This window comes from Micromonospora sp. WMMA1947 (genome assembly GCF_027497355.1).
Classification (GTDB): Bacteria; Actinomycetota; Actinomycetes; order Mycobacteriales; family Micromonosporaceae; genus Micromonospora.
On the sequence record NZ_CP114909.1, the window covers coordinates 3,276,188 to 3,300,000 of the forward strand.

Annotated in this window: 23 protein-coding genes and 2 tRNA genes (1 of these 25 cut by a window edge); 18 read left to right on the plus strand and 7 right to left on the minus strand. The window is 71.9% G+C overall.

The features are described 5' to 3' along the window. The first annotated feature begins 58 nt into the window (after positions 1–58). The gene (locus O7604_RS15735) at positions 59–2,029 is read left to right on the plus strand and encodes a propionyl-CoA synthetase (RefSeq protein ID WP_269704529.1); all 1,971 of its coding nucleotides are present in this window, start codon (positions 59–61) and stop codon (positions 2,027–2,029) included. A gap of 67 nt (positions 2,030–2,096) precedes the next feature. Here the strand turns inward: O7604_RS15735 and O7604_RS15740 are convergent, their stop codons facing one another. Further along, positions 2,097–4,211 (minus strand): M14 family zinc carboxypeptidase, encoded by a 2,115-nt coding sequence (locus O7604_RS15740; protein WP_269704530.1) that lies wholly within the window; start codon positions 4,209–4,211, stop codon positions 2,097–2,099. Positions 4,212–4,288: 77 nt separating this feature from the next. Continuing rightward, positions 4,289–7,240, minus strand: coding sequence for an Hsp70 family protein (locus O7604_RS15745; protein WP_281576974.1), 2,952 nt, complete (start codon positions 7,238–7,240; stop codon positions 4,289–4,291). A 130-nt stretch (positions 7,241–7,370) separates the two neighbouring features. Here O7604_RS15745 and O7604_RS15750 point away from each other — a divergent pair, with 130 nt between their 5' ends. The 4 genes from O7604_RS15750 to O7604_RS15765 all read left to right on the plus strand — a co-directional run bounded on the left by O7604_RS15750 (position 7,371) and on the right by O7604_RS15765 (position 10,421). Then, complete coding sequence (locus O7604_RS15750) at positions 7,371–8,018, plus strand: MOSC domain-containing protein (protein WP_281576975.1); 648 nt, start codon at positions 7,371–7,373, stop codon at positions 8,016–8,018. 29 nt (positions 8,019–8,047) lie between these two features. Beyond that, positions 8,048–9,079, plus strand: coding sequence for a questin oxidase family protein (locus tag O7604_RS15755; RefSeq protein WP_281576976.1), 1,032 nt, complete (start codon positions 8,048–8,050; stop codon positions 9,077–9,079). 37 nt (positions 9,080–9,116) lie between these two features. Next, positions 9,117–9,542, plus strand: coding sequence for a nucleoside deaminase (locus tag O7604_RS15760; RefSeq protein ID WP_194803417.1), 426 nt, complete (start codon positions 9,117–9,119; stop codon positions 9,540–9,542). A gap of 108 nt (positions 9,543–9,650) precedes the next feature. After that, a complete protein-coding gene (locus O7604_RS15765) occupies positions 9,651–10,421 on the plus strand; it encodes a hypothetical protein (protein ID WP_269704534.1) in 771 nt (256 codons plus the stop codon). On the opposite strand, the gene O7604_RS15770 is transcribed toward O7604_RS15765, so the two are convergent. Beyond that, the gene (locus O7604_RS15770) at positions 10,422–10,877 is read right to left on the minus strand and encodes a hypothetical protein (RefSeq protein ID WP_269704535.1); all 456 of its coding nucleotides are present in this window, start codon (positions 10,875–10,877) and stop codon (positions 10,422–10,424) included. A 162-nt stretch (positions 10,878–11,039) separates the two neighbouring features. Here O7604_RS15770 and O7604_RS15775 point away from each other — a divergent pair, with 162 nt between their 5' ends. Continuing rightward, positions 11,040–11,663: a contact-dependent growth inhibition system immunity protein gene (locus tag O7604_RS15775; RefSeq protein ID WP_269707023.1), complete on the plus strand. Its 624-nt coding sequence runs from the start codon at positions 11,040–11,042 to the stop codon at positions 11,661–11,663. Here O7604_RS15775 and O7604_RS15780 read toward each other — a convergent pair. After that, positions 11,572–12,183 carry a hypothetical protein gene (locus tag O7604_RS15780; RefSeq protein ID WP_262016289.1) on the minus strand — a complete coding sequence of 204 codons (612 nt, stop codon included), beginning with the start codon at positions 12,181–12,183 and terminating at the stop codon, positions 11,572–11,574. The genes O7604_RS15775 and O7604_RS15780 overlap by 92 nt on opposite strands. Positions 12,184–12,248: 65 nt before the next feature. On the opposite strand from O7604_RS15780, the gene O7604_RS15785 reads away from it, so the two are divergent. Both O7604_RS15785 and O7604_RS15790 read left to right on the plus strand, forming a co-directional pair. Next, positions 12,249–12,695, plus strand: coding sequence for an SRPBCC family protein (locus O7604_RS15785; RefSeq protein ID WP_269704536.1), 447 nt, complete (start codon positions 12,249–12,251; stop codon positions 12,693–12,695). 40 nt (positions 12,696–12,735) lie between these two features. Further along, positions 12,736–13,710, plus strand: coding sequence for an alpha/beta hydrolase (locus O7604_RS15790; RefSeq protein ID WP_269704537.1), 975 nt, complete (start codon positions 12,736–12,738; stop codon positions 13,708–13,710). Between the two features lie 19 nt (positions 13,711–13,729). On the opposite strand, the gene O7604_RS15795 is transcribed toward O7604_RS15790, so the two are convergent. Beyond that, entirely contained in the window at positions 13,730–14,383 is a 654-nt protein-coding gene (locus tag O7604_RS15795) for a Type 1 glutamine amidotransferase-like domain-containing protein (RefSeq protein ID WP_269704538.1), read from the minus strand. Positions 14,384–14,534: 151 nt separating this feature from the next. Here O7604_RS15795 and O7604_RS15800 point away from each other — a divergent pair, with 151 nt between their 5' ends. The 4 genes from O7604_RS15800 (at position 14,535) to O7604_RS15815 (ending at position 17,708) form a co-directional block, all read left to right on the plus strand. After that, positions 14,535–15,146 (plus strand): hypothetical protein, encoded by a 612-nt coding sequence (locus O7604_RS15800; protein WP_269704539.1) that lies wholly within the window; start codon positions 14,535–14,537, stop codon positions 15,144–15,146. A 430-nt stretch (positions 15,147–15,576) separates the two neighbouring features. Continuing rightward, entirely contained in the window at positions 15,577–15,942 is a 366-nt protein-coding gene (locus O7604_RS15805; RefSeq protein WP_269704540.1) for a helix-turn-helix transcriptional regulator, read from the plus strand. Beyond that, entirely contained in the window at positions 15,939–16,943 is a 1,005-nt protein-coding gene (locus tag O7604_RS15810; RefSeq protein ID WP_269704541.1) for a hypothetical protein, read from the plus strand. Before O7604_RS15805 ends, O7604_RS15810 begins: the two co-directional genes overlap by 4 nt. Before the next feature lie 429 nt (positions 16,944–17,372). Beyond that, positions 17,373–17,708 carry a tyrosine-type recombinase/integrase gene (locus O7604_RS15815; protein WP_269704542.1) on the plus strand — a complete coding sequence of 112 codons (336 nt, stop codon included), beginning with the start codon at positions 17,373–17,375 and terminating at the stop codon, positions 17,706–17,708. Positions 17,709–17,800: 92 nt separating this feature from the next. Here O7604_RS15815 and O7604_RS15820 read toward each other — a convergent pair. Continuing rightward, a tRNA-Gly gene (locus tag O7604_RS15820) sits at positions 17,801–17,874 on the minus strand. 296 nt (positions 17,875–18,170) lie between these two features. Between O7604_RS15820 and O7604_RS15825 the strand changes: the two genes are divergently transcribed. The 5 genes from O7604_RS15825 (at position 18,171) to clpX (ending at position 22,754) form a co-directional block, all read left to right on the plus strand. Then, a tRNA-Pro gene (locus O7604_RS15825) sits at positions 18,171–18,244 on the plus strand. A gap of 149 nt (positions 18,245–18,393) precedes the next feature. Next, positions 18,394–19,740: a trigger factor gene (gene tig, locus O7604_RS15830; protein ID WP_181726551.1), complete on the plus strand. Its 1,347-nt coding sequence runs from the start codon at positions 18,394–18,396 to the stop codon at positions 19,738–19,740. Positions 19,741–19,915: 175 nt separating this feature from the next. Beyond that, positions 19,916–20,557 (plus strand): ATP-dependent Clp protease proteolytic subunit, encoded by a 642-nt coding sequence (locus O7604_RS15835; protein WP_018786886.1) that lies wholly within the window; start codon positions 19,916–19,918, stop codon positions 20,555–20,557. 14 nt (positions 20,558–20,571) lie between these two features. Then, entirely contained in the window at positions 20,572–21,234 is a 663-nt protein-coding gene (locus O7604_RS15840) for an ATP-dependent Clp protease proteolytic subunit (protein ID WP_013288034.1), read from the plus strand. A gap of 227 nt (positions 21,235–21,461) precedes the next feature. After that, a complete protein-coding gene (clpX, locus tag O7604_RS15845) occupies positions 21,462–22,754 on the plus strand; it encodes an ATP-dependent Clp protease ATP-binding subunit ClpX (RefSeq protein ID WP_091423211.1) in 1,293 nt (430 codons plus the stop codon). Between the two features lie 24 nt (positions 22,755–22,778). Here clpX and O7604_RS15850 read toward each other — a convergent pair whose 3' ends face one another. Continuing rightward, positions 22,779–23,402, minus strand: a complete 624-nt coding sequence (locus O7604_RS15850) for an XRE family transcriptional regulator (RefSeq protein ID WP_281576977.1) — start codon at positions 23,400–23,402, stop codon at positions 22,779–22,781. Between the two features lie 41 nt (positions 23,403–23,443). On the opposite strand from O7604_RS15850, the gene O7604_RS15855 reads away from it, so the two are divergent. Next, positions 23,444–23,813: the start of an EamA family transporter gene (locus O7604_RS15855; RefSeq protein WP_269704545.1), read on the plus strand. It continues 464 nt past the right edge of the window; only the first 370 of its 834 coding nucleotides appear in the window; the start codon lies at positions 23,444–23,446; the stop codon falls past the right edge of the window.

A 23,813-nucleotide genomic window follows, 5' to 3' on the forward strand; every position in this document is an offset into this window, starting at 1 on the left:
CCCTACCCCGGCCGGGGCCGACAAAAACAGCCGAGGGCGGTACCACCCACCGCCGTGAGTGGCCGTTCAGCGAGCCGGGGCGTGCTTCCGGCGCACCGACCCCGCCCGGCCGTCGTGCCGGTCCGGCGCCGCGGAGCAGCATGGCGGCATGGGCGCGTATCGATCAGCGTACGAGCGGAGCATCGCCGACCCGGCCGGCTTCTGGCGGGACGCGGCGGCCGACATCGACTGGGTCATCCCGCCGGAGCGCATCCTCGACGAGACGGCGGCGCCGCTGTACCGCTGGTTCCCCGACGGGGTGCTGAACACCTGCCACAACGCGCTCGACCGGCACGTCGCCGCAGGCCGTGGTGACCAGCCCGCGCTGATCCACGACAGCCCGGTCACCGGCACGGTCCGGACGCTCACCTACGCCGAGCTGCTCGACGAGACCGCCCGGTTCGCCGGTGCGCTGCGCCGGCTCGGCGTCGGCCGGGGCGACCGGGTGCTGCTCTACCTGGCGATGGTCCCGGAGGCGGTGGTCGCCATGCTGGCCTGCGCCCGGATCGGCGCGGTGCACTCGGTGGTCTTCGGCGGGTTCGCCGCGCACGAGCTGGCCGTCCGGATCGACGACGCGCGGCCGAAGGTGGTGGTGGCGACCTCCTGCGGCATCGAGGCCGACCGGGTGGTGCCGTACCACCCGATCCTGGCCGCCGCGCTGGACGAGGCCGCGCACGCGCCGGAGCGCTGCGTCGTGGTGCAGCGCCCGCAGGAACCGGCCCCGCTGGTGCCCGGCCGCGACCTGACCTGGGCCGAGGTGATGGCGGACGCGGAACCGGCGCCGTGCGAGCCGGTGGCCGCCACCGACCCGCTCTACGTCCTCTACACCTCCGGCACCACCGGCCGGCCCAAGGGCGTGGTGCGGGACAACGGCGGGCACGCGGTGGCGTTGCGCTGGTCGATGCGCAACGTCTACGGCATCGAGCCGGGCGACGTCTTCTGGGCCGCGTCCGACGTGGGCTGGGTGGTCGGCCACTCCTACATCGTGTACGCGCCGCTGCTCACCGGCGCGACCACCGTGCTCTACGAGGGCAAGCCGGTCGGCACCCCCGACGCCGGGGCGTTCTGGCGGGTCGCCGCCGAGCACCGGGTGACCGCGTTGTTCACCGCGCCCACCGCGATCCGGGCGATCCGCCGCCAGGACCCGGACGGCGAGCACATCGGCCGGTACGACCTGAGCGCGCTGCGTACCCTCTTCCTCGCCGGTGAGCGGCTGGACCCGGACACCTGGGCCTGGGCGGGACAGCGGCTCGGCGTACCCGTGGTCGACAACTGGTGGCAGACGGAGACCGGCTGGCCGGTGGCGGCCAACCCGCGCGGCCTGGAGCCGCTGCCGATCAAGCCGGGCTCGCCGTCGGTGCCGGTGCCCGGCTACGACGTGCGCGTGGTCGACGGCGCGGGCCGGGACGTGCCGCCCGGCACGGACGGTTCGATCGTGATCCGGCTGCCGCTGCCGCCCGGTTGCCTGCCGACGCTCTGGGGCGACGACGAGCGGTTCGTCCGTTCCTACCTGTCCACGTTCCCCGGTCACTACCTGACCGGCGACGGCGGCCGGTTCGACGAGGACGGCTACCTCTACGTGATGGGCCGCACCGACGACGTCATCAACGTGGCCGGGCACCGCCTGTCCACCGGCGCGATGGAGGAGGTCCTGGCGACGCACCCGGCGGTGGCCGAGTGCGCGGTGATCGGCGTGGCGGACGCGCTCAAGGGGCAGGTGCCCAGCGGGTACGTGGTGCTCAAGGCGGGTGCCGACGTGGACCCGGACGCGCTCGCCGCCGAGCTGGTCGCGCTGGTGCGGCAGCGGATCGGCCCGGTGGCGGCGTTCCGCCGGGTGACTGTGGTGCCGGCGCTGCCGAAGACCCGCTCCGGGAAGATCCTGCGGCGCACCATGCGGGGCCTGGTCGAGGGGCGCGACGAGCCGGTCCCGGCGACCATCGACGACCCGGGCGCGCTCACCGTCTTCCGCGATCTCGGCACCCCGAAGTGACGCGGCCGGGCCGACACGACGCCGGACGGTCCCCGGCCGGACTCCACCGGCCGGGGACCGCTTGCGGTCAGCGCCGGTTGGCGGCGGCGTAGTCGCGGGCGACCCGGACCAGTTCCACCAGGCCGCCGGCGTACTCCTGCGCCTCGGCGTGCGCCTCGTCGAACGGCGGCTGGAAACCGACGCCCTCCCACTGGCCGGTGGCCTCGTTCCACCTGTCGTTTCCGACCTCGAAGTCCCAGGCGAAGATGCCCAGCTCGTAGTAGAGCTGGTCGGCCGAGTTGCCGGCCGCCGAGTAGAGCACGTCGGCGACCGGGCCGGTCTGCGACGGCCAGGTGACGGTGCCGCGCTCGGTCGCGATCGCGCCGACGATGCGCCGGGCGCTGGCCAGGAACAGCGTCGACTCGTCGATCGACGGGCGCGGCAGCGTCACTCGCCCGTCGGCCTTGTACGCCCCCGGCGGCCACATGAAGTAGCCGCCGTACGAGTGCACGTTCATCGCGAACCTGATGTTCGGGTGGGCCTTGGCCAGGTCGATCACGTTGCGGCTCTCCGGCTCGGACAGCTCCGCCGTGCCCGCGTAGTTGCCGGACAGGCAGTTCGTGCTGGCGCCCACGTACCCGTCGAACAGGGATCCGACCGTGTAGTTGCGGTTGACGTCGACGCCCCACATGGTGCGGTACTTCGGGTCGCGGGCTGCGCCGGTGCAGTGGTTGACCAGGTTCTTGCGCTGGAAGTTGTAGTCGTGGAACGAGTAGTTCGCGCCGTCCGGGTTCACCGTCGGGATGACGAACACGTCCACCTGCTCCAGCAGCTTGCGAGTCGCCGCGTCGGTACGGGCGTTCGCCAGCAGCCGCTCGGCGAACTCCAGCGTGACGAGCGGGGTGGCCCACTCGCGGGCGTGCTCCTGCGAGTACGCCAGCACGCCGATTCGGGAGCCGTCGCGGTGCTTGCCGATGCGCAGCGCCTGCACCGTCCACGGCCCGGCCGGCACCTCGGTGCCCTGCAGCCCGTCGTCGAGGCGTACCGGCCCGGTGACCGGCATCGGCAGCCCGGCCGAGCCGTCCTCCACGGTGGCCCGGAAGCGGGCGCCGCGTGGCGCGTTGATCAGGGCGGCGACGTCGTCGGTGGTGCTGGTCACCTTGCCCGCGCGGTCGGTGGCCAGCGAGATGGTGAGCACCCGGTCCCGGTAGCGCATGCTCAGCGGCCGGTTCGGCCGGCCCGGGTCGACGGTGCGTACCTGCACGCCGTTGAAGCCCTGGTCGCCGAAGCGGACCGACTCCACCACGACGGCGGCGGCCGCCGGGTCGCCCAGGTAGGCGGCGGCGGTCCGGCGGTAGCCCTGGGTCTTGTTCGGCAGGTCGATAACGTCGACCAGGTCGCGGTACTGGCGGCCGAGCCGGGCAATGCGCGCCTTGATGTCGACCGGCGTCAGGTACGCGTCGATGAAGTCCTTCTGGTAGCCGGCGGGCTGCGGCGGCGGGGTCGCGTTCGGCCACAGCGACGGGGTCACCGGCCGGCTCGTGCCGCCCAGCGTGGAGGTGGCGGTGAGCTGCACCGGCCGGCTCGGCACCGGCTGCGGCAGCGCGTAGTGGTACTGGTACTCGCCCGAGTCCTCGAAGCGGTACAGCGGGAACGAACCGCTGGCGCCGTCGGCGGCCCGCCAGTTCACCGTGATCTCCACGTCCGGGTCGTCGGTGGCAGTGGTGGCGACCTGGGCCTGGAGGAACGTCCGGCCGCCGGTGGTCCACCAGTACGCCTGGAGGAACTGGAGCGTGTCGACAGCGGTGGCGCCGCTCGTCCGCAGTCCGGCGCGGGTGCGGTCCTGCGCGGCGCGGCGGCTCTCGGCGATCCGCCGGGTGCCGTCGTCGGCGCGCTGCACCACCTGCACGGCGGTGGCCCCCTGCCGGGTGAGGTCGGCGAGCTGCCGGCCGGTGAGGACCAGGTCGGTGATCAACACGCCGTCGCGGGAACGGGGGCGGTTGGCCAGGTCGGCGCCGCCGGCCACCAGGCGGTCGAGTTGGGCCCGGTCGGCGAGCTGCACGCGGACCAGCGCGGTCTCGGTGGGGGCGAGGGTGATCGCGGGGGAGGGCGGTGCGGCGGCGCCCGGCCCGGGATGGGCCAGTGCCGCGGCGATCAGGATGCTGGTGGTGGCGAGTGCGGTCCACCGTCGTCGGACGAACACGGGGCCTCCTGACGAACGTCGATCTCTCTGCCGTTCACACCAGCCGAGGCATCGATCGCTGTCAAGCTCACTTCCGGTCAGCCGGCGAACCGGTACAACCGGAACTCCTTGTCCGCGCCGCACACCAGCATCTCGGTGTTCCAGGAGCAGGACTCGCTGCGGATCTGCTTGAGCTGCCCCATCTCGACCGGCTTTCCGTCCACCGCCGTGCCGGCGAGGACCCGGTCGTCCTCGTACGCGCTGGGTGCCTCGGAGAAGATCAGCAGGTTGCCGGCGTCCAGCCGGACCGCGACGCCGTCCCGGTCGCGCAGCACCGCGGTGCCGTCCGGCGCGAACAGCGTCACCGCGTCCGCTGAGCCCTGCCCGGCCAGCACGTGCTCACCGACCGGCACCAGCGACTCGGCGCGCGGCGCCGGCCACTGCCGGGTGCCCTCGCCCTCGGTCGCCGCCACCACCCGGGTGCCGTCGGCGCCGCTGCTGGGCGTCTCCAGCAGGCACACGCGACGTTCCCCGCAGGTGACCAGGTCCTTCACCCGGCCGCCCTGTTCCGGCGCCTCGTACAGCACGCCGGGCGTGCCGAGGCTGCCCAGGTCGTAGGCGAGCAGCCGCAGGCCGCGCTCGTTCTCCGCCACGTACAGCCGGTCGTCGCGGGCGGCCATCGGATCGTCGAGAGCGGCCACGTTGCCCCGCTCCTTGAGGATCTTCCCGCTGCGCAGGTCCAGGATCCGGACCGAGCGGTCCGCGCCGACCTGTACCAGCCGGTCCGCCTTCCCCGCCCACGGGGCGAGCGGCGAGCCCTCGGCGTCCCCGGGCCCGTCCAGTGCCGCTCCGGTGCCGACCGGCAGCACCTTCGTGCGCGCGTCGCCGTACTCGGTGCGCGGGTTGCGCCGCTCCCACCGCTGCCTGCCGTCGTCCAGCCGCAGCCCGACGAGGCGCTCGCCGTCGCGGTCCACCCGGACCACCGTGTCGGGCCCGAAGAACAGCGCGTCGTCGCGGCCCACGTCGGTCCGCCAGCGCTGCTTGCCGGAATCGCCGTCGAGCACCGCGAGCACGCGCGGGGTGCCGCTGCCGGTGGCGTCGCCGAGGACGAGCAGCCCGTCGGGCAGCGCCCGGATCGCCGCCCACCGCTGCGTGGCCGCGTCGGTCCGCTTCTCCCAGACCGTCTTGCCGGTGCCCGCCTCGACGGCTGTCATCTGGAGGTGGCCGTCGGGCAGCGACCGGGCCAGGTAGGCGCGGTCACCGAGCGTCGCGGTGAACATCTGGTCCGGCCGGTTGTCACCGGCGGCCACCGTCTTCACCAGCTCCGCGGTGTGGAAGTCGAGCGCCGGGTGCCGGTCCCGGAACACCCAGAGCAGCACCGCCGCCGACACGGCGACGACCACGAGACCCGCGCCGAGCGCGATCCACCGGCCGCGCCGGGGCCGGCCGCCGCCGGTCCGGACGCCGTTCGGCGCGGGGGAGAAGGGCGTCCCGGGTACGCCGGGCTGCCATCCTCCGCCGGGCGGGGGCGGCGGCATCCCGGGTACGCCGGGTCCGGCGTGGTGTCCGGCGGGTGCTGCCCCCGGCGGTACGAAACCGGGGGCGCCCGGAGCGCCGTCGTACCTCGGATGCGGGACCGGGCCCCCGGCGAGCGGCGTGCCGTCGTACCTCGTGGGGGACGTCGGTGGGACGGGACCGTCGGCGACCAGCGTGCCGTGCGGTCCGGCGGGCGCCGTGTCCGCTCCGCCGAGGGGCGCGGCCGGGTTCGTCCTCGTCGCACCGGCGGGGACCGTGGCGGCGCTCGCCGTGCCGGCGTCGGTCTCGGCCGGCGCGGGCCCTGTCGGTTCGGGCTGCGTCGGCGCGGATGGTGCCGACGCGACCTGGACCGGCACGGCGGGACGGCCGGGCCGCCGGGGCAGCGGCAGGTCGGTGAGCGCGCCCTCCGCGACGGGCATCTCCGGCTGTTCCAGCACCGTCGGCGCGATGCCCAGCTCGGCGTGCAGCAGCCGGGCCACCAGCGGCACCCGGGTCGACCCGCCGACCAGGAACAGGCCGGAGAGCTGCTCCGGGCGCAGCCCGGCGGCGGCGGTCACCTCCCGGGTCTCCGTCACCGCCCGGGCCAGCAGCGGCGCGGCCAGGCGTTCGAAGTCCTCGCGGGTCAGCGGCACCGCCGCCTCCACCCCCGGTACGGCGACCGGCGCCACCATGGCCCGGGACAGCATCTCCTTCGCGCCGCGCACGTTGTCCCACAACTGCTGGCGGTCCCGCCGCTCGGCGGTGGTCGTCGGGTCGGTCAGCCGGGCCCACTCGCGCGGGTGGGCCGGGCCGACCAGCTCGCCGAGCCGTCCGAGCAGGGCCGCGTCCAGGTCGAGGCCGCCGAGGTCGGGGATCCCGCCGGTGGCGACCAGTTGGAAACCGGAGTCGCCCCACGGGTCGGCGCCCTCGTTGCGCAGCACCGCCACGTCGAGCGTCCCGCCGCCGAAGTCGAACACCGCCACCGCACCGCCCACCGGCACCGGCCGGCGCAGCACCTGCGTGAAGTAGCGCGCGGCTGCCACCGGCTCGCGCAGCAGGCGGGTGCCCGGCGCGATCGGCCCGGCGAGCGTGTGCTCGGCCGCGGCCGGCCAGCCTGCGAGTTCCAGCGCGTCGTGCAGCACCTGACGGCGGGCCGGCGTCCAGGCCGCCGGATGGGTGACCACCGCCGGGGGCAGCATCCCGACCGCCGCCACCGCCGCGTCCGCGACCGCGCGCAGCGTCGCGGCCAGCAGCTCCGCCGGCCGGTACGCCCGCCCGCCCAGCTCCACCGTCTCGTCGTCGACCCGGCGCTTCGGGTTCGGCTCGTAGGCGGCCGGGTCGGCCTGGGCCAGGCGCTGCGCGTCCCGCCCGACGTGCAGATGACCGTCCGCGTCGGCGTACACGCCGGACGGCAGGATCGGGTGGCCGTCGACGAGCACCGGCCGGGTCCGCCCGTCCGGCCAGCGCAGCACCGCCACCGTGTTCGAGGTGCCGAGGTCCACGCCGAGGGCGAAACCGTCCTGCTGGCCTGCCATCCGCGGCTACCTCCACCACCCGACGAGGATGTCCGGCCCGCATCGTACGCAGGCCGCGCCGCCTCGCTGTTCACCCGGCCCGGGGGAATGGACTGGCCCGTCCGGCCCTGCGCCGCATACCGTCGCCGTCATGAGGGTGATCTCCGTCAACGTGGGCCGACCGCAACCGAACCCGTGGAAGGGCATCGGGGCCACCGGCATCGACAAGCGGCCCGTGGACGGCCGGGTCGCCGTCACCGCGCCCGGCCCCAAGGGCACCGGCGCGGTCGGGCTCGCCGGCGACCGGGTCTACGACGTGGCCCACCACGGCGGCACCGACCAGGCGGTCTACGCGTACGCGCGGGAGGACCTCGACCACTGGGAGGCCGAGCTGGGCCGCCCGCTCGCCGACGGCTGCTTCGGCGAGAACCTGACCACCAGCGGGCTGGACGTCAACGGCGCGCTGATCGGCGAGCGGTGGCGGATCGGCCCGGACCTGGTGCTGGAGGTCTCCTGCCCGCGCATCCCCTGCGGCACGTTCCAGGGATGGCTGGGCGAACGCGGCTGGATCAAGCGGTTCACCGAGGAGGTACGGCCCGGTGCGTACCTGCGGGTGGTCACGCCGGGCAGCGTCGGGGCCGGAGACCCGGTCGAGGTGGTGCACCGGCCCGGCCACGACGTGACGGTGGCGCTGGTGTTCCGGGCCGTCACGCTGGAGACGGAACTGCTGCCCCGCCTGCTGGTCGCCGACGCGCTGCCCGAGGAGGACATGGCGCGGATCCGCCGCCGCTTGACCTGAACCGCACTTCAGGTCGGACGCTTGCCGGCGTGCTGAACTCCGTACTCGACGAGGCGTACGAGCGCGTACGCCACACCGGTCCCGAGCGCGACGGGTGGCTGTCCAGCCACGTGCCGATGGCGGCGGAGGCCCTGGTGCGCCACGGCCACGGGCAGGCGGTGCACCGCTGGATCGACGCGTACGCCGACCGGCTGGAGGAACGCCCGCGTGGCATCCGGCGCATCGCCGCCGACGAGTGGCGCGACCCGCTCGGCGACCCGGTGCGCACCGGCGACTGGCTCGACCTCTTCGACCGCGAGCTGGCCGGCGAGCCGTGGCGCGACGTGCTGACCCGCTGGTGGCCGCGCCTGCTGCCGGGCATCGCCGCCGGCGCCACGCACGGTGTCATCCGGGTCGGCCACGCCGTCCGCGCGCTGCTCGACGCCGAGACCGGACCACGGGTGACCGAACTCGGCCAGGGGCTCGCCTACTGGGCCGCCCGCTGGCAGCCGCTCGCCCCGCCCGGCACCGGGGCGTACCCAGCAACCGACGCCCGATCCGCGCTCGACGCCGTGCCCCGCGTACCCGATCAGCGGTTCGGCATCCGGTCCCGCCTGGCGCAGCTCGCCGACCTGGACCGGTGGCCGGCCGTCGCGGCCGCCGTACCAGGCGACGCCGCCGCCGACGTGCCCGCCCGGCTCGCCGCCGTCGTCGACGCCGCGGTGCTCCGGCACGGCACGCACGGGTACGCCGCCTCGGTCATGCTCGTGCACGCCGCCACCGCGCCGAACGCCGTCCTGCGTACCCTGCGCGCGCTGCCGCCGGCGCTGTGGCAGCCGAGCCTGGCCGCCGCCTGGGCGGCGACCGCCGCCGTCACCGCCGCCTACGCCCCGGCCGAGGCCCGGTCCCTCCCGCCGGCCGCCGGGCCGGAACTCGACGAGGCCATGGCGCGGGCGCTGGACACCGGGGACGCGCACGCGATCAAATTCGTCGACACCCTGAGCGATGCGTACGCCCGCAGCGGTGACCCGGCCCTGCTTGCCGTGGCCGCCCGATCCGTCGAGCAGATCGCCGCCGACTGACGGCCTCGGCTCGGTACCACCGACACCTGGAGGGTCGATGACACCCGACGACGAAGCGTTCCTGCGCCGCGCCGTGGAACTCGCCGACCGGGCGGGCGCGTCCGGCGAGCGGCCGTTCGCGTCGCTGCTCGTCGGCGCGGACGGCACGGTCCTGATCGAGGACCACAACACGGTGGTCTCCGACCGGGACGTCACCGCGCACCCGGAGCTGAAACTGGCCCGCTGGGCCGCCCGGCAGCTCGCCCCCGAGGCGGCGGTCGCGACCACCATGTACACCAGCTGCCAGCCCTGCCCGATGTGCACTGTGGCGATCAACGCATCAGGCCTCGGCCGGGTCGTGTACGCGTTGTCCACCGAGCAGTTCGAGCAGGTCAAGCCCGCGACGCCCGCGCCGCGTCCGGTGCGGTACGACGGGCCGGCGCTGTTCGACGAGGCGCGGCGGCCGATCGAGGACCACTACTAGGCCATCGGCCCGCTTCTCCGACTGAGCGCCGAGATCGCCTCCGCTGCGGGGCGCCGCGTGTGGCGTGCGACGCCTACGCTGTGCCGCACGGCGACAGGGGGTGGGCCGGTGGGGCGTCGGCTGGGGTACGTCGCGATGGCGCTGCTCGGCGCGCTGCTGTTCGGCACGGCCGGCCTGGCCGTCGGGTCCTGGTACGGCGGCCGGGGCGCCCTATCGCTGAGCCCTGAGGCAGCTCGGAGCGCGGCCGGCGAACTGCTCCCCGGTGTCGAGCCGAGCGGCTCGACGACCGTGCGCGGCTACCGGTACGGCGTCTTCCTGGCCGCCGACGACCTCGGCGGTAACCGGGCCGAGTTCCAGTACGGCGACGGCCCCGACTGCACGTTGTCGGAGCGGATGCGGGGTGCCGCCGAGACGGGCGGGTGGCGGGAACTCCGTCGGGTGCCGGGAGCATCGTGCGACGGCTGGCGGGCCGAGCGAGACGGTATGACGGTCACCCTCACGCATCCGGCATACGGGTCGAGGCTGAGCATCACGCAGAGCGCTCCCGGAGGGTTCCGCATCGCCACCATCACCGGCACCCTGCTCGGCGTCGCCGCCGGTGCGGCGCTGTTCTGGGCGGCGGCGCGGAGTCGCCGGCCGGTACCCCTGGTGGTCGGCACGCTGGTGACCGTCGGCCTGTTCCCGGCAGCCGTCGTCACCTGGGCGGACCTGGCCGTGCACCGGCTCGCCGAGCCGGTGTGGCCCGTCTGGCGCGGGCTCGCTCCGGTGCTGGTGCCGTTCTGGCTGGTGCTCCTTCTGATCGGCGTGATCGTCCTCGCGAGGCGACCGGATCCGGCAGTGCCCGCCACCGACGCGGTCGCGGCTGGCCGTGCCGGCTGATCAGTGGACGCACAACTCGTCGTACGGCACGCAGTCCCACAGGGTGTTCGCACGCTCGCGGACGACCGCGAACACCGGCCGGGACAGCACGACGTCGCCCGTCCGCTGGACGCGCATGACGATCCCCAGGTCGTCGGAGGCCGGATCGCCTTCCGGGGCGTACTGCGGCGCGATGCCGCGCGCCAGCACGTAGCTCAGGAACTGCTCCTCCAGCCGGGACGGCACGCGTCCGACCAGGCTGATCCCGTCCAGCGTCACCTGTGGGCCGTACCGCGCATCGACGACTACGCAGAACAGGCCCTCTGACCTGCCGAAATAAGCCGTGACCGCCGTGGCGTGGGCAGCGACGCCCGCGTTGCGGAACTCCGCCTTCGTCGGCCGGTCGAAGTCGCGGTGTGCGACGGAAACCGATGCGGCGAACCCGGGCAGCGCCTCGGCGGCCTCGTCGTGGCTCATTCCGAACCGCAGAGGTCCCACGCCGGCTCCCGGCGTGTACGTCCACTGCTCCCGCTCGGCCTCGGTCAGGACATGCCAGGGGTTCGTCATGAGGCAGGCGCTTCCATCTCGTTCGTGGCCGCGGGGTTCGTGCTCGGCCCGGCTCGCCACCAGCGGGTGCCGATGGGTCTTCGGTTGTTCGTCCATTCTCCGGACGCGTTGCGCCGAAGCCCGGAAGCGGTCCGGGAAGTGGAGGACAGCCGCGGGACGCGGGCTAGCCTGACCGCCGTGACAACGATCGAGCAGTTGGAACGGGACGTCTGGCCGGACCCCGGCCGGGAGGCCACGTCTCTCGTGAGGCGCTGCTCGGAGCTACGACGCAAGCCGCTGGCCGAGTTCACCGTGGAAGACCTGCGCATCATGCTCGGGCAGGGGAGCGGCGTGTCGGCGCTGCTGCCTCTCGCGGTACAGGTCCTGCTCCGCGATCCGTTGGCCGAGGGCGACTACTACCCGGGTGACCTGCTCGCCAACGTGCTGCGGCTACCCGACTCGGCGTGGTCGGGCCTGCGAACGGAACGGGAGCGGCTGCGGTCGGTTCTGGCGGAGCTCGTCGCCGGTCGCCCGTCCTCCGACGCCGGTCCGGACCCTCGTGACCCGGACCAGCGTCTTCGCGGCGCCATCAGGCAGTTTCTCGGCGATGAGAGCGGAGTTCCAGCTAGTGGGTACGCCAGTCCATGGCGTCGAGCAGGACCTCTACCAGGGCCGACCGATTCGCCGCGCCGATCTCGTCCAGCGCCCGGTGCATGACGTTCCCGGCGTCCTCGGGCAGTTCCTGCGGACCGAGCATCGGCAGCATCAGGATGAGCCGCTGCGCCCAGGTCAGCCGCTCGTCCGGCAGTGCCGCCGCGGCGAGCAGTTCCGCCCAGGTCATCGCGGACGTGAACCCGTGGCCCTCGACCGAGGCGACAACCTTCGCCGGCCGCCCCGGCCGATCCTCCACGAAGTCGAGTCCCGCCTCGTCCTCCAGGTTGCGGTAGACGATCCGAAGCCACACCTCTCCGTCGAGCCGCACCGAGACCGCCGGCCAGCGCTCCGGGTCGTTGAGGACGTCACACATCGCGTCGTAGTCGGCGGCCTGCACTCCGAAGGCGGCCTCCGACTCCCGGTGGGCGCCGAGCGGTCCGGACAGGAAGTGCAACCAGAAGGCGGGGTATCCGACCACGCCGTCTGCCGCATGGACGGTCGCGTCGCACTCGACGTCGTAGCCGGGCGGGGACATGGTGGTATAGCCGGGGATCGTGAAGGCGGGTCCGAGGGCCGGCGACATGGCCCGGATTCAACACGACACCGGACCGAGACCGTACGCCCAGCAGAGGACAGACATTGCAGCCGATGACCTTCAGCCACACGATCTCCGCACCGCCGGAGAAGGTGTGGCGGTGCCTCGCCGACGTCGCGCGGTATCCGGCGCTGCTGACCAAGGTCGACGCGACTGAGCTGCTCCACAGCCAGGCGTTCGGAACGGGCACGAGGTGGCGGGAGACCCGCAGGCCGTACGGCTGGCCCGTCACCGTGGAACTCCGCGTGACCGACTGCCGGCCCCCGTTCCGCTACGTCGTCGAGTGCTTCGCGGGCGGGCACAGTGTGACCGAGTACCGGCTGGTTCCCGGTGCCGCGGCTGGCACCACCGACCTCCAGCTCACCTACACCTTGACCGGTGGCTCACCGATCCATCGGATCAGCCGGGTCATCGCCCGTCGACGGTTCCTCACCTGCATCAGGGAGAACAACGTCCAGGACCTGCTCGACATCGAGCGAGCATGCGGGGCCAATGCGTGAGGACGCAGGCAGGTGGCAGGAGCCTCGTACGGTCGACGGGGTGTTGTTCGAACCGGTGACCGCGGAGTTCTCGTTCCTCGACGACGGGAACGAGCTGGTCGGCGACGTCGTCCGGCCGCCCTGGCCGGGGCCGTACCCGGCGGTGGTCTTCGTCGAGGGTTCCGGGCCGGGCGGTCGCGACCAGGGGGCGTGGCAGACGAGGCTGGCCGCAGCCGGCTTCGCGAGTCTCGCCTACGACAAGCCCGGTTCCGGTGCGTCGACGGGTGACTGGACCCGTCAGACCATGGCCGACCGCGCCGCCGAGACCGTGGCCGCGGTCCGGGCCGTGCGGAGCCGCGAGGACGTGCTGTCCGGCGCGGTCGCGCTGATCGGCGGTAGCCAGGGCGGCTGGGTGGCTCACCTCGCTGCGGCAGCGGACCACCGGATCGCGGCGGTGGTGACGGTGTCGGGGCCGGGCGTGAGCGTACGGGACCAGGAGGAGTACCGGCTCCGCCACCAACTCGCTGCGGAGGGCTTCGGCGGCGCCGACATCCAGCAAGCGCTTCTCCTGCTACGCGACCAGATCCGGCGGGTCCGGTCGGGCGACGACCCGGCGCGCGTGCACGCCGCGCAGGCGCACTGGCACGGCGCTCCCTGGTATCCGATGCTCGCCGGGACGACACCCGAGTCCATCGCGTTCATCGCGGGCATCGCGGACTACGACCCCGCCCCGGCACTGGCGGCTCTGCGCTGCCCGCTGCTGGCGATCTTCGGCGCGGACGACCTGCTCGTGCCGGTGGAGGCGAGCGTGCGCGCCATCAGCGGCACCCTCGACGGCGCACGCCACGCCGATCACACGACTGTGGTCTTCCCCGGTGCCGACCACAGCATCCGCGTCTACACGGGGGAAGGGCCCGCGCAGGTCAGGGAGGGGCGCTACACCCCTGCCGAGCGAGCGCCGGGCTTCGACGAACTCGTCGTCACCTGGCTGCAGCGCCGCCTGCAGGCGACCGACCTGGGGTACGCGGCGCGCTGATCGCGGCATGGGCGGGTGCTCACGCGGGGAACCACCTCCACTGCCCCTCGGAGACGACCTCGACGGCGCCGTCGGTCACCTTGATGGCCGTCTGGTCGTCGATCGCGTACGCCGGACCGGCGATCTCGGCCGCCCACTTCTCGGCAGACGCCATGGTGTTGTCCGGTTCGAGGCCCAGGTGCGGGAAGATCGAGAAGTCGACGAGCCCGAGCGTGCGGTCGTCGGGTGCGGACTGCCACTCGACGAATTCCGTACCGATCCGGGGGGTGAGCACCATGCTGCCGGCGCTCAGCCCGACCCAGACGGTGTCCCGCAGCGACGGCAGGAGGTCCGCCAGCCCGGACTGCCGCATCCAGTGGCACAGGTACGTCGCGTCGCCACCGTGCACGAGCAGGACGTCGGCCTCCCGGACCCAGGGGACCCAGTGCTCCTGGCCGATGCTGGGTAGCGCTGACAGTTCGAGTACGCCCAGCGACTTCCAGCCGAGACCGCTCATGGGCAGCGGCGTCTGACCGGTGATGAAGCGCCAGGCCGAGGCCGGTCCGCCCATCGGGTACGCCGCAGTGGGGATGCAGAGGGCGCTGGATTCAGCGATCGGCTTGCCCAGCAGGTCGACCAGCGCATCGTTGATGCTCGGGTTCTGGACGCCTGCGGATGTGAGGAGAAGTTTCACGCTTGCCTCCTGCGCGTAGCGGTCATGATGCTCTGCCCGGTGTCCGGAGATCGGTGCACAGGAATGCTGACCGGACGCGGTAACGAAACTCATCGCGATCCCGGCTGTACGGCCGGTCGATGCTGGCCGGGGAGAGCCCTAGGCTGACGCCATGCCGGCGGAGCACGAAGTGATCGACCTGGACGAACGCGATCACCGGCCGGCGGATTCGGACGGCGCTGTTCCTGGTCGCCGCGTGTCCGGACGAACGATGAACGTACGGCTCGTTGCTGCCTTCGTGATCGGCGCTGTGCTCGGCGGTGTCGGTGTGAGCGAGCTGCGAGTCTCGCGGGACGAGCGGGAGCGGAATGCCTCGGTCGCGCTCGTGGCCCTACCTCAAGACAGAGTCAGCGGGGGTTCGGGTACGGAAGCCCTGGGCGTCGTCCAGCTGAACGGACAGCTCGCGGTGATCAACACGGGACCCGCGCCGATCACTGTCGGTGCGGCTGTCGGTCAACGACCGGGCATCCAGGTCCGTGACACCGGCCAGTCGAGGCTGCTACGACCTGGCGGTACCGGCTGGATCGATGTCGAGGTGCGCGTCGAGTGCGCTAGTTCCACCGCGTTCGAGAGCGAGCCGTTGTCGATACGGTTCTCGGTCGAGACCGCCGACCGGCAGGCCAGAGAGGTCAGCTACCCCGTCGCCGTGAAAGGAAGCGCCTGGGAGCGGGAGGCGGAGATGCCGTGCGCGTACCTCAGTCACTCGGGGAGACGCGGCGGCTAGCGCAGGGGTCACAGCACCATGCGGGCGGCCCTGCTCCATCAGCACACCATCGGCGAGCGCGACCATGAGATCGCCTCGGCGCTGCATCACCGGATCGCCGGGGCGGGCTGACATCGCCGGTGAACGGCGCAAGATCGAAAATGGGGGAGGAATGCGATGGCCCAGGTGCCGCGATCATGCGGTCTGCCTGGGCCTTCGTTGGTGGAGCGGGCGACGGGAATCGAACCCGCACCGTCAGTTTGGAAGATCGTGCTCAGCCGGTCGTGATGCCCGAAACGCCTGGTCCCAACGGTCGAGCCAGTTGCCCCTCGTGCCCGCTCATGACCGCTGCGCGCCCCGGCTACTGGCCCATGGATGGCCCATGATGGCCTTGGGAGACACCATCATGTAACGCCCCCCGATATAGCTTCGCGTCCGATATATTGCGGGCATGGACACACCGCTACGTGAGCCGACCTTCTTGATCCTGACCGCGCTGGCGAAGGAGCCGATGCACGGCTACGGGTTGATCGGCGAGGTTGCCGTTCTTTCCGATGGCAGAGTTTCACTGCGTCCAGGCACCCTCTACGGGGCGCTTGACCGGCTGGTCGACGCCGGCCTGGTGGAGGTCGACCGGGAGGAGGTCGTGAACGGTCGAGCGCGTCGCTACTACCGCCTCTCGCCAGCCGGCGACGCCACTTTGGCGGAGGAGACGGACCGGCTGCGGCGCAACGTCGAGGCGGCCACGACGCGGCTTCGCGCGCGAGCCCGCACCGGCCGGTCGCTCACTGCGCGTACCGCCGGAGGCTTGGCGTGACCAACTTGGAACGCAGGTACCTGCGCCTGCTGAATGTGTACCCCTCGGACTATCGCCGGGCGCGTGGGGCCGAGATCGTGGGAACGTGCCTTGACCTGGCCAAGCCTGGCCAACGCTGGCCCTCACCTGGCGACATCACGGATCTCGTGCGCGGCGGCGTCCGTCAGCGGCTGCGCGCCGCCGGCCTCATTGATCTCGTTCCCGGGGTGCATCTCGCCTCGGTCGTGGCATTGCTCGCTGCTACCGCCTTTGCGGCCATCTGGTGGGTGGCGGAACTGCGTCCCGTGGCGCCCGTTGGGGACCACCCGCACATGAGTCCCTTCGCCTCACTCGGGTTCATTGCGTGGACCGCCTGGCTGGTCGCCGCGATCGCCGCAACCGTCTCCCCGGGCCGGACGACGCGAGTCGCGGTAGCCGTAGCTCTTGCGCTCACGATCGCGGCAGTGCCACTGAGCGCGTTGACCGGCCTGTCCAGGCCACCGCTGTTCATCCTGCTGCCGCAAGTCACTCTTGGCGCGCTAGCGCTCCTCCTGCCGGAGGGGTCTTTGACCCTCATTCGGGTTGGAGTACCACTCGCGGCGGTAGGCGCAGGTGGGACAGCGGCTTACCTGATCCTGCATGACGCGTTCGATGGGTACTACGCCGCCAGTACCGCCCGGTTTCTACCGGCCGCCGGTGGGCTTCTGCTGGCTGTCGCTCTGCTACTGGCTCTCGGCCCGGCCCTCCATCGTGACAACCGCGGCGTCTGGGCCTCGCTGGTGTTACTTACTCCGGTCGCTCAGCTCTCGCTGCACAAACTGGCTGGAAGTGTGAGCCCGTGGCGGGGCTCCCCAAGTGTGGAGTTCAGCGCCCTCGCCACGTACGCAGTCCTCGTGAGCCTGCTCGGCCCGGTCCTTCTCACGCTGGTGGTCGTCGCTCGCCAACGGCCGGGTGGTAACGGCGAAAGAGGCGGGCATCGCGGCAATCGCGGAAGCATTCGCCGACACATGTTTCGGATCTAGCCCCAAGCCAAGGTCAGCCAGGCTGGCACCAGTCGGTCGCTTCGTTCGTCAACGGGGGTGGGCGAAGCAATCCGGCGGGCTGGCAGTCGGAAACTGATCAGGCGCCGCACAAGCGTCTAGGCGGGGCCAGAAGGCGGGTCTCCTCGTCGGGCAGTCGTCAGACCGTCCAGCCTCCCCAGGCCGGGACAAGGTGGAGCGCCCTACTGGACGTACGACCTTGGCCCGGCCTGGGGAGGCTGGTAGCCCTTGTGGTGCCCGGCGAGGTGATCCGCTCCCGGCCGATCTCTGAGGAGGGTCGGGGTTCGGGGCGGAGCCCCGAGGTCTTCAAGCTCTTGCATCTCGTAAGCGTGGCCGGCCGGCCCGGCCGATGCCGGCCGGAGGTCGCCAGCAGGCCGGGGCCGGGCCGGCGCGGCCCGCTTGCGGGCCGCCTTGACCGCCGTCGACGCTGACGCCCTGGTCTTCACCGGCGACAAGGGCGCGCTGCTGCGATCCGGCAACTTCGGCCGTGCGGCCAAGTGGACGCGGACGGTCGAAGCGCTCGGGCTGCCCGGCTTCCACTTCCATGACCTCCGCCATACCGGCAACACCCTCGCCGCAGCCTCTGGCGCGAGCACTCGCGAGCTAATGCAGCGAATGGGACACGCCAGCATGCGGGCGGCGTTGATCTACCAGCACGCAACCAGCGAGCGGGACCGCGAGATCGCCTCGGCCATGGACCAGCGGATCGCCCGGCAGACCCGGCGCAAGGGCGGCCAGAGCAGCTAATGGCCCACGGATGGCCCGCAAGATCGGAGCGGGGGAGTGGCCGACCGGCCCAGGATCGGGGGACGCAGCCTCTGACCTGGGCCGGAGGCTGTTGGAGCGGGCGACGGGAATCGAACCCGCACCGTCAGTTTGGAAGACTGAAGCTCTGCCATTGAGCTACGCCCGCGAGCGCCCCACCACAGCAGGGCGCGCCGACAGCGTACCCAATGAACCACGGCCACCGCGCAGCGCGTACCCGGAGGTTCCCGCCGACCTTCAAGATCCATGCCACTTCGGCGAGGTGGCGCCATCCCGGGCCCTCGGACCCAGCCACTTCCCCGAACTGGCGCCTGGCGCCGCCCAGCCGCCCGCCCGGCGCCGCCCAGCCGCCCGCCCGGCGGCGCCCGGCCGCGCCCGGCGGCCGCCGCGCCGTGCCCCGTCACCCGCGCGGGTGGCCGGACGGCATACACTCTTCGTCGCCACCGGGGTGTGGCGCAGCTTGGTAGCGCACTCGCTTTGGGAGCGAGGGGCCGTGGGTTCAAATCCCGCCACCCCGACTGTCGTTCGCGACCGGATCGTCCCGGGAACCGCCGGTTTTTTCCGCGCGGTGCCCGGGCCCTGCCGATGCCGTCGGCCGGCTCGCCTACACTCGATGCGCGCAATCACGCCCCAGAACCAACACCCAGATCCGTCAAGGAGTACGCCTGTGAAGAGCACCGTCGAGACTCTGAGCCCGACGCGCGTGCGGCTCGCCATCGAGGTGCCGTTCGTCGAGCTCGAGCCGAGCCTCAAGAAGGCGTACCGGGAGATCGGCCAGCAGGTCCAGGTTCCCGGCTTCCGCCGGGGCAAGGTCCCCAGCGCGGTGATCGACCAGCGGGTGGGCCGGGGGACCGTCCTCAACGAGGCGATCCAGGAGGCCATCCCGCAGAACATCCTCGCCGCGGTCCGGGAGCACGACCTGAAGACGCTCGGCCGTCCCGAGGTCGACATCACGGAGTTCAACGACGGCGACTCGCTCAACTTCACCGCCGAGGTGGACGTCCGGCCGGAGATCACCCTGCCGGACCCGGCCACCATCGAGGTGACCGTCGACGAGATCCAGATCGCCGACAGCGAGATCGACGAGCAGATCAACAGCCTGCGCGAGCGGTTCGCCACGCTGAAGACCGTCGAGCGGGCCGCCCAGGAGGGCGACTTCGTGCAGATCGACCTGAACGCCACTGTCGACGGCGAGGAGGTCCCGGGCGGTTCGGCGAGCAACATCTCGCACGAGGTGGGCAGCAAGCAGCTCCTGCCGGGTCTGGACGAGGCGCTGGTCGGCCTGGCCGCCGGCGACAGCACCACCTTCACCACGCAGCTCGTCGGCGGCGACTACGCCGGCCGCGACGCCGACGTGGCGGTGACCGTCCGCACGGTCAAGGAGAAGGAGCTCCCCGAGCTCAACGACGACTTCGCGCAGATGGCCAGCGAGTTCGACACCATCGACGAGCTGCGCGGCGACCTGCGGGAGCGGGTCACCCGGGGCAAGCAGGTCGAGCAGATCTACGCCGCCCGTGACAAGGCCCTGGAGCAGATGGTGGCCGCCGCCGAGGTGCCGGCGCCCGAGGGCGTCGTCAAGGAGGAGGTCGAGAGCCGCAAGGCCGCGATGGTCGACCAGCTCGAGCGCATCGGCGCCTCCCTGGAGGAATACCTCGCGGCGGAGGAGAAGACCGAGGAGCAGATCGACACCGAGCTGACCGAGGCGGCGACCGACGGCGTCAAGATCCAGCTCCTGCTCGACACGCTGGCCGACGCCGAGGACGTGCAGGTCTCCGACGACGAGTTCGGTCACGAGATCGTGCACCGGGCGCAGCGCGCCGGCATGGCCCCGCAGCAGTACTACGACCAGCTGGTCCGCTCCGGCGCCGCCGCGGCCGTCTTCGGCGACGTCCGCCGGGGCAAGGCGCTCGCCGCGGTGATGGAGAAGATCAAGATCAAGGACTCGGCGGGCAACGAGGTCTCCCTCGACGCGCTGCGGGCCCAGAACGAGGCCGAGCACGACCACCAGCACTGATCATCGGGGGTCTCGGCCGCCGTCCCGCGCTGCGCGCCGGGAGGCGGCCGAAACCCTTTCCGGGGTACGCCGTGCGGGTGACTGCGCTGAGAGCGAACAGTGCCCCGACCGGGAGTACGCCTCCCGGCTGAGCGGTTAGTGTCGGGTAGGACGGTACGGAGAGCGAAGGGCTGCCATGACCGACATGCACATCCCCAAGAAGTCGCTCCGGGTGAACGAGGCCCGCGGTGGCGACTCCATTGGCAACCTCGACGACTCGGTCTACAACCGGTTGCTCAAGGAACGGATCATCTTCCTGGGCAGTGAGGTGAACGACCAGGTGGCCAACCGCATCTGCGCGCAGCTCCTGCTGCTCGCCGCGGAGGACCCGGACCGCGACATCTTCCTCTGGATCAACTCGCCGGGTGGCTCGGTCTACTCCGGCATGGCGATCTACGACACCATGCAGTACATCGACAACGACGTCTCGACAGTGGCGATGGGCATGGCGGCCTCGATGGGCCAGCTTCTGCTCTGCGCGGGCACCAAGGGCAAGCGGTACGCCCTGCCGCACGCGCGGATCATGATGCACCAGCCCTCGGGCGGTCTCGGCGGCACCGCGTCGGACATCGCGATCCAGGCCGAGCAGATGCTCTACACCAAGCGGATGTTCCAGGAGCGGGTCGCGTTCCACACCGGCCAGAGCCAGGAGCAGATCGAGGCGGACTCGGACCGCGACCGCTGGTTCACCGCCCAGGAGGCCATGGACTACGGCTTCATCGACAAGGTGATCATCGGGGCCGCTCAGGTTCCGGATGGCGCCGGGACCCTGAGCTGAGCGAGGAGCTGACGATGACCGACCTGAGCCTGCCGCCCCAGTTCGCGGCCGTGCACAACCGCTATGTCCTGCCGTCGTTCGTCGAGCGCACGTCGTACGGGATGAAGGAGTCCAACCCGTACAACAAGCTCTTCGAGGACCGGATCATCTTCCTTGGCGTCCAGGTGGACGACGCGTCGGCGAACGACGTGATGGCCCAGCTGCTGACGCTGGAGGGCACCGACCCGGACCGCGACATCATCATGTACATCAACTCGCCCGGTGGCTCCTTCACGGCCATGACGGCGATCTACGACACCATGCAGTACGTCCGCCCGGACATCCAGACCGTCTGCCTCGGGCAGGCGGCGAGCGCGGCGGCGGTGCTGCTCTCCGCGGGCACCCCGGGCAAGCGGATGGCGCTGCCCAACTCCCGGATCATCATCCACCAGCCGGCCACCGAGGGCGGTTACGGCCAGGGCTCGGACATCGAGATCCAGGCGCGGGAGATCCTGCGGATGCGGACGCAGCTGGAGGACATGCTCTCCCGGCACTGCAACCGCCCGATCGAGCAGGTCCGCAAGGACATCGACCGTGACAAGATCATGACGGCCGAGGAGTCCAAGGAGTACGGGCTGGTCGACACGATCCTGACCAGCCGCAAGAAGGGTCTGCTGGCGTCGCACGCCGCGGGCTGAGCAACGTGTGGTCGGAGGTCGATCGGGGTATCGTTCCCGGTCGACCTCTGACACACCCGTTTTGGGGGTCGGAGAAAACCCGGCCACCGGGTAACGTCGGGTCTGTACCGCTCCGCCGGTCGGATCAGGTGGAGCCGACAGCATGGTGGGACGACAGGACGGACGGGCGCTCCGGCGCCCGCAGGTCAGGGCCGGCGTTCCGGCCGACGAGTGCAGGGAGAACGTAGGTGGCACGGATCGGTGACGGCGGCGACCTACTGAAATGCTCGTTCTGCGGCAAGTCGCAGAAGCAGGTCAAGAAGCTCATCGCGGGCCCTGGTGTCTACATCTGCGACGAGTGCATCGACCTCTGCAACGAGATCATCGAAGAGGAGCTGGCCGAGTCCGGCGAGGTGAAGTGGGAAGAGCTTCCCAAGCCGATGGAGATCTGCCAGTTCCTCGACAACTACGTCGTCGGTCAGGAGCAGGCCAAGAAGGCGCTCGCCGTCGCGGTCTACAACCACTACAAGCGGATCCAGGCCGAGGCCGCTGGCGCGCCGGGCTCCGGCACCGACGGCGTCGAGCTGGCAAAGTCGAACATCCTGCTGCTCGGCCCGACGGGCTGCGGCAAGACGCACCTGGCGCAGACGCTCGCCCGGATGCTCAACGTCCCGTTCGCGATCGCGGACGCCACCGCGCTCACCGAGGCGGGCTACGTCGGCGAGGACGTCGAGAACATCCTGCTGAAGCTGATCCAGGCCGCCGACTACGACATCAAGCGCGCCGAGACGGGCATCATCTACATCGACGAGGTCGACAAGATCGCCCGCAAGTCGGAGAACCCGTCGATCACCCGTGACGTCTCCGGCGAGGGCGTACAGCAGGCGCTGCTGAAGATGCTCGAGGGCACCGTCGCCAACGTGCCGCCGCAGGGCGGGCGTAAGCACCCGCACCAGGAGTTCATCCAGATCGACACCACGAACGTGCTGTTCATCTGCGGTGGCGCGTTTGCCGGGCTCGACCAGATCATCGAGGCCCGCACCGGCTCCGGCGGCACCGGCTTCGGCGCCCGGCTCCGGTCGGTGTCCGAGCGGTCGACCGACGACATCTTCAGCCAGGTCATGCCGGAGGACATGCTGAAGTTCGGGCTCATCCCCGAGTTCATCGGCCGGCTTCCGGTGATCACCAACGTGCGCAGCCTCGACCGTTCCGCGCTGGTGCGGATCCTCACCGAGCCGCGTAACGCGCTGGTCCGCCAGTACCAGCGCCTGTTCGAGCTGGACGGCGTCGAGCTGGAGTTCGAGCCGCCCGCGCTGGAGGCCATCGCCGACCAGGCCATGCTCCGCGGCACCGGAGCCCGCGGCCTGCGGGCGATCATGGAAGAGGTGCTCCTCTCCGTGATGTACGAGGTGCCGAGCAACCCCGACGCCGCCCGGGTGCTGATCACCCGCGAGGTCGTCCTGGAGAACGTCAACCCGACGATCGTGCCCCGCGAGTTCACCGGCCGGCGCCGGCGGGACCGCGAGGAGAAGTCGGCCTGACCGCCGTTCGCGACCGCGCCCGGGTCAGCTCGGGCGCGGTCCGCGTGAACGGGTCCGCCGGTCCCACTCGCCCGACGGGGTGACCACCACCATCATCAGGCGCACCGGCCCGTCACCGGCCGTGCGGTAGCCGTGCTCCCGGTCGGCGTGGAACTCGACCGTTTCGCCGGCGCGTACCTCGTGGTCGACGCCGTCGACTGTCACCGTGGCGGCGCCGTCGAGTACGTGCAGGATCTCCCGGGTGCCGTGGGCGTGGTCGGAGGAGCGCAATGCCTCGCCGGGTTCCATCCGCCAGTCCCACAGCTCGACCAGGTCGGGTTCGCCGAGGCCGCTGAGCAGGCGCGCCAGGCCGCCGTGCGGGCCGCGCCACAGCACCGGCGCCTCGTCGGCGGCGCTGACCCGTACCGTGCTCTGTTCGGCCGGCTCCAGCAGCCGGGCGATGCTGACGCCGAACGCGTCGGCGACCCGGCAGAGCGTGCCGATACTTGGGTTGGTCCGGGCCCCCTCGATCTGCACCAGCATGCCCTTGCTGACCCCGGACCGGCCTGCCAGTTCCTCGAACGACCAGCCGCGCGCCGCGCGCAGCTCACGTACCTGGCGGGCGACGGCGGAGGTCACCGCGCCGACCCGTCCACCGGTATCGGTCATCACACTGTCCTTCACGGTCACTATTATGGTACGACTGCCTGGTGCTCCCCATTGTCCTCGCCGCGGTCTCCGCGCTCGCCTTCGGCACCGCCGACTTCGCGGGCGGCAAGGCGTCCCGGCGCGCCGACCCGATCGCCGTGACCGTGGTGTCGCAGATCCTCAGCGTCCCGCTGCTGCTCGTCCTTGTCCTCGTCGTGCCCGGCACGCCGAGCCCGCTCGACCTGGGGTGGGGACTGCTCGCCGGAGTGGCCGGCGCGGGCGGCGTCATGCTGCTCTACCGCGCGCTCGCCACCGGCGTGATGGCCGTCGTCGCGCCGGTCACCGCGATCACCGCGGCGATCGTGCCGATCATCGCCGGCCTCGTCCTCGCGCACTCGCCGGGTGCGGTGGCGCTCGGCGGCGCCGGGCTCG

What these genes read in the sequence shown, in the direction of transcription:
- O7604_RS15785 (WP_269704536.1), top strand. Translation starts at nt 12,249, where the DNA reads ATGACCTTCAGCCACACGATCTCCGCACCGCCGGAGAAGGTGTGGCGG.
- O7604_RS15775 (WP_269707023.1), top strand. Translation starts at nt 11,040, where the DNA reads ATGGGTCTTCGGTTGTTCGTCCATTCTCCGGACGCGTTGCGCCGAAGC.
- O7604_RS15835 (WP_018786886.1), top strand. Translation starts at nt 19,916, where the DNA reads ATGACCGACATGCACATCCCCAAGAAGTCGCTCCGGGTGAACGAGGCC.
- O7604_RS15840 (WP_013288034.1), top strand. Translation starts at nt 20,572, where the DNA reads ATGACCGACCTGAGCCTGCCGCCCCAGTTCGCGGCCGTGCACAACCGC.
- O7604_RS15760 (WP_194803417.1), top strand. Translation starts at nt 9,117, where the DNA reads ATGACACCCGACGACGAAGCGTTCCTGCGCCGCGCCGTGGAACTCGCC.
- O7604_RS15780 (WP_262016289.1), bottom strand. Translation starts at nt 12,183, where the DNA reads ATGTCGCCGGCCCTCGGACCCGCCTTCACGATCCCCGGCTATACCACC.
- O7604_RS15745 (WP_281576974.1), bottom strand. Translation starts at nt 7,240, where the DNA reads ATGGCAGGCCAGCAGGACGGTTTCGCCCTCGGCGTGGACCTCGGCACC.
- O7604_RS15800 (WP_269704539.1), top strand. Translation starts at nt 14,535, where the DNA reads ATGCCGGCGGAGCACGAAGTGATCGACCTGGACGAACGCGATCACCGG.
- O7604_RS15850 (WP_281576977.1), bottom strand. Translation starts at nt 23,402, where the DNA reads ATGACCGATACCGGTGGACGGGTCGGCGCGGTGACCTCCGCCGTCGCC.
- O7604_RS15805 (WP_269704540.1), top strand. Translation starts at nt 15,577, where the DNA reads ATGGACACACCGCTACGTGAGCCGACCTTCTTGATCCTGACCGCGCTG.
- O7604_RS15770 (WP_269704535.1), bottom strand. Translation starts at nt 10,877, where the DNA reads ATGAGCCACGACGAGGCCGCCGAGGCGCTGCCCGGGTTCGCCGCATCG.
- O7604_RS15750 (WP_281576975.1), top strand. Translation starts at nt 7,371, where the DNA reads ATGAGGGTGATCTCCGTCAACGTGGGCCGACCGCAACCGAACCCGTGG.